The following is a 10620-nucleotide window of genomic DNA, read 5'->3' as shown; positions in this document are numbered from 1 at the left end:
AGGTGAAATTTAAACTCGCTATCGGCGCAACATTTTGGGTGGTATTTATTGCCAGCGCTATTGCTCATTTACCGGCTAATTGGTCATGGCAACAAGCACCAAAGGTTCAGGGTTTATCATTAAGTGGTATTCAAGGAACCCTATGGCAAGGCTCTGCTAAGACCGTTATGTGGCAAAATCAAAGTTTAGGTCAAATTCAATGGGACATGAAACTGGGTAGCCTATTTACAGGTAACCTCGCGTTTGATGTCCGATTTGGCCGTGGCAGTGATATGCAACTACAAGGTAGTGGTATTGTCGGTTATAGCACCTCGGGACCGTTTGCTGAAAAACTCTTAGTCTCAGTACCAGCAGCGAATGCCATGCAGTATGCCAAGTTACCTGTGCCGCTGACATTAACGGGTAATCTTGAACTTACGGTACGTGATTATGTGTATGCTGCGCCGTATTGTAAAACCTTGAATGCAACGTTGGCTTGGGCACAAGGTAATGCGTCAACGCCAATGGGGAATATTAATCCAGGCCCTGTTTTTGCCGATTTAAGTTGTCAAGAAGGCGCTATTTTAGCAAAAGCTTCACAGTCATCTGATGATGTTAGCAGTGATTGGCAAGCAAATTTAGCTAAAAATAGTAGTTACAGCCTATCGGGGTGGTTTAAGCCGGGGGCAACATTCCCTGAGCAATTGTCTCAACAATTAAAATGGTTAGGCGATCCTGATTCAAAAGGGCAATACAAAATTAATTACTCAGGGCGTTTGTAATTATCTAATCGTTGCGATTTGAGTGGTTATTAATCACAAAGTGAATAGTAAGAGGCAGTCTAAGTAGACTGCCTCTTTATTTATCTACGCGATTAGCTTTTAATGAAGCATAGGCATAAACAAAAGTTTTCTTCGCGATAACATGACATAGGGCTTTAAGATGGCGATAAGTAAAGATAAACCTCAAATCTTATCTGCAGAGGTTGTTGCTCAATCACGACTGTTTAAAATTGAATCATTGGATTTACGTTTTTCTAACGGTGTTGAGCGTACCTATGAACGTATGAAGCCAAGTGGTCGCAATGCGGTGCTGATTGTCCCTGTGACTGAGCAAGGTGACTTATTGTTGATCCGCGAATATTCAGCTGGTACCGAACGTTATGAATTAGGCTTTCCTAAAGGCTTAATTGATGAGGGGGAAACACCTACTGAAGCGGCTAATCGTGAATTAAAAGAAGAAATTGGTTTTGGTGCCCATCAGCTGCAGCCATTAAAAGAAGTGGTATTAGCCCCTTCTTATTTTTCTAGTCGCATGACATTGTTTTTAGCGCAAGACCTGTATCCTGAAAAACTTGAAGGTGATGAGCCTGAGCCGTTAGACATTATTCGTTGGCCATTAGCCCAAGCAGAAGAGCTTCTGACGCATGTTGATTTTGCCGAAGCGCGGAGTATTACCGCATTGTTTTTAGCATTGAAGCAATTAGCACGAGAGGAGTAACTAATGGCCTATTCGCATTTACTGCCCGATGTGGTTGAGATTGCTCGAGCATCAGGTCAATTGATTTTAGATATTTATCAACGTGGTCAGTTTGAGAAACAGATCAAAGATGATAATACGCCAGTGACAAGTGCTGATCTTGCAGCTCATAAGTTAGTGATGGAGCGATTGACACAACTAACGCCTGATATTCCCGTGTTGTCTGAAGAAGATGCTAGCGTTCCATTAACAGAGCGTAGCCAATGGAAACGTTATTGGTTAGTTGATCCATTAGATGGTACGCAAGAATTTATCGCAGGTAGCGGTGACTTTGCGACAATCATTGCGTTAGTTGAAGATAACCGCCCGATCATGGGAGTGGTTTATGCACCCGTATCTGGGGTGTCGTATTATGCCTATGCAGGAAAAGGTGCGTATAAGATTACCGCTGAAGGTGAAAGTGTCAAAATTGCAACTCATCATCATGAAGAGAATACTAAGTCTATTGTGGTTGCTATTAGCCGTCGCCAAGAGATCAGTTCCATCACATCGCGATTAGATCCAAGCTACAACTATGAACTCGTACCATTAGGATCTGCAGCATTAAAATCATGTTTGGTGGCAGAAGGTGCGGTAGATTGTTACTTACGCTTGGGACCTACAGGTGAATGGGATACCGCAGCCACTCAGTGTATTGTTGAAGAGGCGGGCGGTCGGATTCTTAATACGCATTTAACGCCGCTGTCTTATAACGAGCGTAATACATTAGAGAATCCAAACTTTATTACTTTAGGTGATGAAGGTCTGCCTTGGGCTGATATTTTAGAGCCAGACGATCGGATGATGAATGCTGACTGATATGTTGCATAAAAAACGGAGCTAAGTGGCTCCGTTTTTTATTTCTATGAGTTTTAGCTAATGGTTAGAACAAACGGTTTAAACCATTGAGAGCCGCCACTCGATAAGCTTCTGCCATTGTCGGGTAGTTAAAGGTGGTATTGACGAAATAATCAATCGTATTACCTTCACCTTTTTGCTCCATGATCGCCTGTCCGATATGAATAATTTCTGCGGCACGCTCCCCAAAACAGTGAATACCTAAAATTTCTTTTGTTTCTCGGTGGAATAAAATTTTCAAACTGCCCACTTCTGTGCCTGCAATTTGCGCGCGTGCTAGATGCTTAAATTGGGAACGCCCCACTTCATACGGTACTTTCTCAGCGGTTAATTGCTGCTCTGTTTTCCCCACCGAGCTAATTTCAGGAATGGTGTAGATTCCTGTTGGAATATGATCAATCAATTGCCCTTGAGCTTTTCCTTTACTGATCGCTTGCGCTGCAAATCGACCTTGGTCATAGGCTGCACTAGCAAGGCTTGGATACCCAATCACATCTCCCACCGCATATACATGATCGACCTCGGTTTGATAGCTGCGGTTAACGTTGAGTTGTCCGCGAGAGTCAGGAGTTAAGCCAACATGTTCGAGCGCGAGTTTATCGGTATTACCAGTACGGCCATTGGCATATAAAATACAATCTGCACGCATTTTTTTGCCAGATTGTAAATGCAGGATCACCCCGTCATCAGTCCCTTCAATTTCTTCAAAGATCTCATCATTACGTATCATCACTCCATTGTTCCATAGGTGATAAGACAGTGAGTCCGAAATTTCATTATCAAGAAATTCCAGTAAACGTTGACGGGTATTAATTAAATCAACTTTAACGCCAAGTCCACGGAAAATAGATGCGTATTCACAACCAATCACGCCTGCGCCGTAAATAATAATATGGCGAGGATCGTGTTCTAAACGTAAAATTGAATCACTGTCATACACGCGGGAGTGATCAAAATCGACGCCGTCAGGATGGTAAGGACGAGAGCCTGTCGCAATTATAAATTTATCAGCGCTGTAGCGCTCAACGCTACCGTCAGTGCTTTTTACTTCAACATCGTGACTGGCAATAAAGCGTGCCTCACCATGAATAATCTGGCATTGGTTACGGTCATAAAACCCTTGGCGCATCCGTGTTTGCTTATTAACAACGACTTCAGCATGGCCGAGGATTTGGCTAAAGGTACTGTGAAGTGTTGAGTTGTTTTTGCAATAAAGTGGGTTTTGATTAAATTCAATAATACGACTAACAGCATGACGCAGAGCCTTCGATGGAATCGTTCCCCAGTGCGTACAGCCCCCACCAACACTGTCTTCGCGCTCAATAATCGCAACGTTGAAGCCGGCTTTAGTTAATCCCATAGCAGCACCTTCACCGCCAGGGCCACTACCAATAATAATCACATCAAAATGACTGTTATTACTGCACTGCGTATCCGTCATCACATTATTCCTATTTGTATTGGTAACATTTTCGCATCGTAAGTGTAACGATTTGTAATCAATAGGAGAATCAATTGATGGTCAGAGCTAGCGAGGGATCACGCTCTATCGTTGAGTTGGAAGAATAAATGCGAATAATCACCCTGAACGGTGAGGTAGTAGATTGTGAAGTGTGTGAATAAATGATGTTAATCTGGCTTTGCGTGAAGGCGGTAGAGCCAGTAGTATAGAGCTATTCTTACGTGACGGTTTATCTTCATTTAGTCGCGTATTATGATCAGAAAACTATAGAGAAGCAGATGTCCATGGGGATCAGGGCTCAACAGAAAGAAAAAACCCGTCGCTCGCTTATTGATGCTGCGTTTAGCCAGTTAAGTGCAGACAGAAGTTTTTCTAATTTAAGTTTACGAGAAGTCGCTCGTGAAGCTGGGATTGCCCCAACATCGTTTTATCGTCATTTTAAAGATATGGACGAATTAGGCTTAACCATGGTGGATGAAGGTGGATTGATCCTTCGTCAGCTAATGCGACAAGCTCGTCAACGTATTGCGACCGAAGGTAGTGTGATCCGTACCTCGGTTGAGACGTTTATGGAGTTTATCGAAAGTAGTCCTAATGTCTTTCGTTTACTATTACGTGAACGTTCAGGCACATCAACAGCATTTCGTGCTGCTGTCGTTCGTGAAATACAACACTTTGTTGCTGAACTAAGTGAGTATCTTGAGGCCAAAACAGGGGTGACGCACGAAGAAGCGTATACCCAAGCCGAGGCGTCCGTTACTTTAGTCTTTAGTTCAGGGGCAGAAGCGTTAGATCTGGATAGCCATGCTCGAGCTGAGCATGCAGAAAGATTGATTATGCAATTAAGAATGATTGCAAAGGGTGCTTATTGGTACCGAAAAGAGCGTGAGCGTCGAGAGCTCAGGCAAAAACTATAACCTTATTTCGATTTTGTGGTGAAGGATATGGACAAGCAACAAGTTAAAGCAGAACGTAAAACTCTAGTTTTATCATTACTAGCAGGTGTATGCGGTAACGCAACATTAGCAGTACTAACGTCAAGCAGCGTGGCATTCTCTATTTTCCCTGTGCTTGCATTTGTATTGGCAGTTTACTGCCTATACCAAGAATACCTACGTAAACCAATGACAGAAGGTACGCCTGCGATTGCAACGGCATGTTTCTTTGTTGGCGCATTTGGTTACTCAGCATTTCTTCGTGCAGCAGTGCCAGAAATGGGCTCGAACTTCCTGCCACTAATGATTGCACTAGCACTGTTATTCTGGGTGAGTTACAAAATGGGTGTAATGAATAAAAAAGCTAAGCCAGAAGCAGAAGCGAAATAATTTCATTAATACCTAGAATAAAAAAGGCGCATTCAGCGCCTTTTTTATTAGGTGTTACTTGGCTGTATTATTTACGTTCAAGTAATACGCCAGCTTCCATATGGTGGGTATATGGGAATTGGTCAAACAAGGCAAAACGTGTGATCTTGTGTGTTTCACACAGGATATCTAAATTCTCTTTGAGTGTTTCAGGATTACAAGAGACGTACATGATACGCTCATAGCTTTGCACCATACGGCAAGTTCCCTCGTCCATTCCCGATCGTGGAGGATCGACAAAGATCGTATTGCAGTTGTAGCTTTGAAGATCCACATTTTGATCTTTTAAGCGGCGGAACTCACGTTTACCTTCCATTGCATCAGTAAAATCTTCTGCAGACATGCGAATGATTTGTACGTTATCAATATTATTAACCGCAATGTTGTATTGCGCAGAATCTACAGATGGTTTTGCTAACTCTGTTGCTAATACGCGTTCGAAGTTTTGTGCTAGCGCCAGCGAAAAGTTACCGTTACCACAGTAGAGTTCAAGTAAATCACCCTCGCTGTCTTGAGTGCAGTCAACCGCCCACTCAAGCATTTTTTGTGCAACTTCACCGTTAGGTTGGGTAAAGCTATTTTCAACTTGCTTGTAGGTTAGGGTGCGATCGTGGACTTTCAATTGCTCGATAACATAGTCTTGATCAAGCACGATTTTCATCTTACGAGCACGACCAATAAGATTTAGCTTAAAGCCTTCATCATTTAGACGTTGTTTTAGTTGCTCAGCTTCTGCTGTCCACTCATCATCAAGTTGACGGTGATAAAGCATAGAAACAAGGATTTCCCCACTAAGGGTTGATAAGAAATCGACTTGAAATAATTTATGACGTAGCACTTTAATGGGTTTGATCGCATCAACCAGCATTGGCATTAAATCATTGATCAAACGACTTGCCGCAGGAAATTGATCAACACGGTATTTTTCACGTGTCTCTTGGTTAAACATGATGTAGAAAAGATCTTCACCTTCATGCCAAACACGGAATTCTGCACGCATACGGTAATGCTCTGCAGGAGAGGCAAACACCTCGAGTTCAGGGGTATCAAAATCAACAAAAATGTTTTGAATACGCTCTGCCTTTTCATCCAACTGTTGCTGATAATCAGCGGTGTTAAGGATGGTAGATGTCATAGTGTATGCCTCGACTGCTCAAAATAAGAGCGCAGATTTTATTGCATTGCACAGTGATGTCCAGTCTTCGTGGAATAAATGTTCTTATTAAAGTGAATTATTTATAACTAATAGCAAACAAAACTAGACATAAAAGCGATACATCACTAGCATCTGCCCTGCGCTGGTTAACCATGGGATGGTACGGGAATACGGTGAAAGTCCGTAACTGACGCGCAGCGGTAATAGAGAACGAACGCACACGGATGTATTCCAAACACTGTTTTAACAATATGTTTAATCAATAAATATTGAATGATGTATTGTTGAGATGGGAAGTTGATGCCTAGGCGACCTTCTTCAGGTCATGCTCTTAAGTCCGAATACCAACCAGCGGTAAAGCACTTTTGCTTTGTTATATACGCGACTTAGGATCCTCAAATGAAAAAAACACTTTTAGCGCTGGCGGCCACGTCGGTGTATTTCCCTTCTTTTTCTATCATAGCAGCAGAAGATAACACCCAAGCCGATGATGTGATGGTCGTCACTGCCAATCGGTTTGAACAACCAGTGACTTCAGTACTTGCTCCATTTAATATCGTGACTCGCCAAGATATCGATAATATACAAGCAAAAACACTCACAGAAGTGATTAGTTTACTACCTGGTGTACAAGTAACTCAAAATGGTGGTCGTGGTCAAAGTTCAAGTATATTTGTTCGTGGAGCTAACTCTGATCAAGTTTTAGTCTTGGTTGACGGTATTCGTATGGCTCGCTCTGTCGCGGGTAATGTTGATTTTAACCAAATTCCATTAACTCAAGTTGAGCGCATTGAGTTTACTCGAGGTGCACGTGCTGCAATTTATGGCTCTGAAGCCATTGGTGGGGTTATCAATATCATCACACTTACTGGTAATGATACGCCATCAAAAACGAAGTTAGATTTAGGTGTTGGTAGCCATAATTACCAAGAGGCTAATGCTTCAGGCGCTTATAACATTGGTGATAAAACCGTATTACAGTTGGCTGCAGGTTATGAAAGTGATGATGGCTATAATGTTCGCCCACAACCTGGGCTTAATGACGGTGATAAACATGGTTTCGATAGTCGTAATGCATCATTAGCACTGCATCACCAATTTAGTGATCAAGTTTCAGGTTATGTTGCAACCCGGTGGTATAAAAACCAATACCAATATGATGGCTCAAGTATCTACACTGGACATCAATACGTAAGAGCTGAAACAGAATTTAATGATTATTCTGCAGGTTTAAAATATGCTCAAAATAGCTATAAATCATCACTGATCTTTGATTACCAAAAACAAGATAATTTTGATTATGTTGATAAAACCAATGTAGTGAATCGCCAAGACCAATATCATCAGCGTAATGTTCAATGGCATAACCAATACCAATTGTTATCTACACTGTCGGTGAGTGGCGGTATTGATTGGCGTCAAGAGCAATGGAACGATTTAACCGGTTTTGCCGGTAATAAAGAACGTGATAATACCGGCTACTATGCGATTGGCTTATGGGATTATTCGCTTGTTAGTATCGAAACCAGTATTCGTCTTGATGAAAATCAGCAATATGGAACCCATTCGACTTATAATATTGCTGGTGGTTGGTATTTAAATGACAGTATTCAATTACGAGGCTCATACGGGACTGCATTTAAAGCACCGAATCTCTATCAACTTTATGTAAAAAGTGCTTGGTCAACAGGAAATCCTAATTTAAATCCTGAAACTTCAAAAAATATCGATGTTTCTTTACATGCTGACTACGACATTGGTAATTTTGCGGTAACTGCGTATCAAATGTGCATTGATGATTTGATTGCTTATACTGATGGTACGCCTTCTTATCAAAATGTTGCAGGTGAAAGCAAAATCAAAGGTATTGAAGTTGAAGCAGATTTTGATACGGGCTTTTTATCTCACCAGCTAAACTTTGACTTTAAAGATCCCCGTAATAGCCAGGGTCAGCGTTTAGATCGCCGTGAGAAGTTCTCGTTTAAGTGGGTAGGTACCGCAAGTATTGGTGATCTCGATAGCGCACTAACGTATCAATACCATGGCAAGCGCCCAGATCAATATGGTCCAACGGGGGAGTTAGCTGCTTATGATACTTGGGATCTGGCATTAACATATTGGCTACAGCCAAAACTTTCGTTAAAAGGGCGAGTTGCGAACCTTCTCAATGAAGATTATGAGACTGCTGGTGGCTATCAAATGCCAGGGCGAACTTATTACACCAGTATCAATTATCAATTCTAAATGAAAACGCAGAATAAGGCCGCTAATACAGCGGCCTTTTTAATAAAGCTTGTACATAACGGGAAAGACTAAGTAATAGCCTTGGTGGTTGATGCGTCGTTTTTTCAATGTTCATTAGATGTTACATGGATAAATATAGAGAACTGAGCGATTTTATTATCAGCGGTATCAGTTAACTAACTGGGTTGTTTGCGAGAGCTGAAGATCGCAGTATCATAAGATGAGTAATGTTTATTAGGTATGGTAAGAGTGAAAAAGATTGTTATTTTTGATTCTGGTGTAGGTGGTTTATCTGTTTATAAAGAAATCTACGATCTTTTACCGCAAGTGCAATATATCTATGCCTTCGATAATGCCGCTTTCCCGTATGGTGAGTTACCCGATAATATACTTATTGAGCGTACCAATCATATTGTCTCTGCGTTAGTTGAACAATATAAAGCAGACTTAGTTGTTATTGCGTGTAATACCGCAAGTACAATTGTATTACCGACCCTACGCCAAAATCTTAATATTCCTATTGTTGGCGTTGTTCCAGCGATTAAACCTGCTGCGAAGTTAAGTAATACCAAAGTCATTGGCCTATTAGCAACGCCTGCAACGGTTAAGCGTGAATATACGCAGCAGTTAATTAATCAATTTGCCAGTGATTGCGAAGTTAAAATGATCGGTTCAACCCGATTAGTAGAAATGGCTGAGCAAAAGCTGCGTGGTGAATCTATTTCTCTTAATGAACTCAGTGAGATTTTAGCGCCATGGCAACAGCAAGTAGATAGTATTATTTTAGGCTGTACGCATTTCCCACTAATTAAAGAAGAGATAAAAGCCGTTCTTCGTAATGAAGTGAGTGTTGTGGATTCAGGTAAAGCGATAGCTCTGCGAGTATCGTCCTTGTTAGGATTGTCTGAACAAGAAAAACAACCCTGTAATAAAATAAATAACCTTACATACAGCAGCGCCGCAACACAAAGTGTAGCGGCGCTGAATAAAAGTTTACGTCAGATAGGGTTGGGTACTATTCAGTTTCTGAAATATCCGTATCTGCGTTTTTAGGTTCATTAGCTTCACGTACTTTTAATGTGCGTTGGCCATATTCTTTATTGTTTAATTGCTCGATAGCACTATCGGCATCTAAGCTACTCATCACAACAAAGCCAAAGCCTCTTCGCTTGCCTGTACGTTTATCTTTCATTAGACGTACAGCAAAAACATCGCCATGTTCAGCGAATAGATTTTTAACATCGGTCTCATTAGCGCGATAAGGAAGGTTACCAACGTAAAGGGTTTTGCTGCTTTGAGAGGTTTCAGTATTATCAATAGGGGTAGCTTCTTTAGGTGTTTGCATGAAGTAAAGTGCAGCACCGACAGCGATAGCACCTAAAGCAAAGCTAATAGAAGAAGGAAGAGTAGGAATAAGGGTAAGAATTAATGCACCGACAATAGCAATTGCTATAGCGGTTATTATGGTTTGATTATTTGATTTCATATTTAATTAAACTACATCGTCAAAATGGAAGGAAGAATGCGTATTGTTTCTTTTAACATCGAACTCACAATGATATTACTTTCATTGAGTTGTAATTACTAGCGAGTGAACCATCAGTTCATCAAATGTTGTAATTACAAGCATATCAATCACAGTAGATGAAATAACGAGCAAATACATTATTTTTTTCAAAAAAGACTTGTCAGAGTGATCGAAGTCTCTATAATGCCGCTCCATCGAAAGGGAACACGACCAAACAAATGATCGAGTTCAAACTTTTCGAATTGATAATATCTAATAACGATTAAATCTTTGGTTTTACCAAGGGTAGTCAATAAGAAAGTTTAAAGTTAGAATTTCTTCTTGACTACAGTTAAGGGCTGAGTAAAATACGCATCCCTGACCAATGCAAAGCATTGAGTCAACGTTCTTTAACAATTTGACCATGCAATCTGTGTGGGCACTCGTTGAAAAGTTAAGTCGAAAGATTTATCAATGATACTAGTGACCAATACAAATAACTTCGGTTATTTGGCACAGTCAATTCAAATAT

The 10620-nt window shown here is 41.0% G+C and carries 10 protein-coding genes and 1 riboswitch; of the genes, 7 read left to right on the top strand and 3 right to left on the bottom strand.

The window, feature by feature from the left end:
• Positions 1 to 2: 2 nt before the first annotated feature.
• The 3 genes from CTN01_RS18135 to cysQ all read left to right on the top strand — a co-directional run bounded on the left by CTN01_RS18135 (position 3) and on the right by cysQ (position 2316).
• Complete coding sequence (locus tag CTN01_RS18135) at positions 3 to 761, top strand: type II secretion system protein N (RefSeq protein ID WP_045150026.1); 759 nt, start codon at positions 3 to 5, stop codon at positions 759 to 761.
• Between the two features lie 160 nt (positions 762 to 921).
• The gene (gene nudE / locus CTN01_RS18130; RefSeq protein ID WP_005372560.1) at positions 922 to 1479 is read left to right on the top strand and encodes an ADP compounds hydrolase NudE; all 558 of its coding nucleotides are present in this window, start codon (positions 922 to 924) and stop codon (positions 1477 to 1479) included.
• Positions 1480 to 1482: 3 nt separating this feature from the next.
• Positions 1483 to 2316: a 3'(2'),5'-bisphosphate nucleotidase CysQ gene (gene cysQ, locus CTN01_RS18125; RefSeq protein ID WP_045150025.1), complete on the top strand. Its 834-nt coding sequence runs from the start codon at positions 1483 to 1485 to the stop codon at positions 2314 to 2316.
• A gap of 64 nt (positions 2317 to 2380) precedes the next feature.
• On the opposite strand, the gene sthA is transcribed toward cysQ, so the two are convergent.
• Positions 2381 to 3796 carry a Si-specific NAD(P)(+) transhydrogenase gene (gene sthA, locus CTN01_RS18120; protein ID WP_045150024.1) on the bottom strand — a complete coding sequence of 472 codons (1416 nt, stop codon included), beginning with the start codon at positions 3794 to 3796 and terminating at the stop codon, positions 2381 to 2383.
• A gap of 305 nt (positions 3797 to 4101) precedes the next feature.
• Here sthA and fabR point away from each other — a divergent pair, with 305 nt between their 5' ends.
• Together fabR and CTN01_RS18110 are read left to right on the top strand one after the other, a co-directional pair.
• On the top strand, positions 4102 to 4734 hold the full coding sequence (fabR, locus tag CTN01_RS18115) for an HTH-type transcriptional repressor FabR (protein WP_005372563.1): 633 nt from the start codon (positions 4102 to 4104) through the stop codon (positions 4732 to 4734).
• A gap of 27 nt (positions 4735 to 4761) precedes the next feature.
• Positions 4762 to 5142 (top strand): YijD family membrane protein, encoded by a 381-nt coding sequence (locus tag CTN01_RS18110; RefSeq protein ID WP_005372564.1) that lies wholly within the window; start codon positions 4762 to 4764, stop codon positions 5140 to 5142.
• A 67-nt stretch (positions 5143 to 5209) separates the two neighbouring features.
• Here CTN01_RS18110 and trmA read toward each other — a convergent pair whose 3' ends face one another.
• Complete coding sequence (gene trmA / locus CTN01_RS18105) at positions 5210 to 6316, bottom strand: tRNA (uridine(54)-C5)-methyltransferase TrmA (protein WP_045150023.1); 1107 nt, start codon at positions 6314 to 6316, stop codon at positions 5210 to 5212.
• A 147-nt stretch (positions 6317 to 6463) separates the two neighbouring features.
• A riboswitch (cobalamin riboswitch) is annotated at positions 6464 to 6704 on the top strand.
• Positions 6705 to 6736: 32 nt separating this feature from the next.
• Between trmA and btuB the strand changes: the two genes are divergently transcribed.
• Together btuB and murI are read left to right on the top strand one after the other, a co-directional pair.
• Entirely contained in the window at positions 6737 to 8581 is a 1845-nt protein-coding gene (gene btuB / locus CTN01_RS18100) for a TonB-dependent vitamin B12 receptor (protein WP_045150022.1), read from the top strand.
• A 240-nt stretch (positions 8582 to 8821) separates the two neighbouring features.
• Positions 8822 to 9634, top strand: a complete 813-nt coding sequence (gene murI / locus CTN01_RS18095) for a glutamate racemase (RefSeq protein ID WP_045150021.1) — start codon at positions 8822 to 8824, stop codon at positions 9632 to 9634.
• Here the strand turns inward: murI and CTN01_RS18090 are convergent.
• On the bottom strand, positions 9597 to 10067 hold the full coding sequence (locus CTN01_RS18090) for an RNA recognition motif domain-containing protein (RefSeq protein ID WP_045128881.1): 471 nt from the start codon (positions 10065 to 10067) through the stop codon (positions 9597 to 9599). The two genes, murI and CTN01_RS18090, sit on opposite strands and share 38 nt — an antisense overlap.
• Positions 10068 to 10620 lie beyond the last annotated feature (553 nt).

It is taken from the genome of Photobacterium angustum (genome assembly GCF_003026365.1).
In the GTDB taxonomy this organism is placed as follows: Bacteria; Pseudomonadota; Gammaproteobacteria; order Enterobacterales; family Vibrionaceae; genus Photobacterium; species Photobacterium angustum.
Note: the sequence above shows the minus strand (reverse complement) of the source record. Positions and strands in the feature narration are given on the sequence as shown.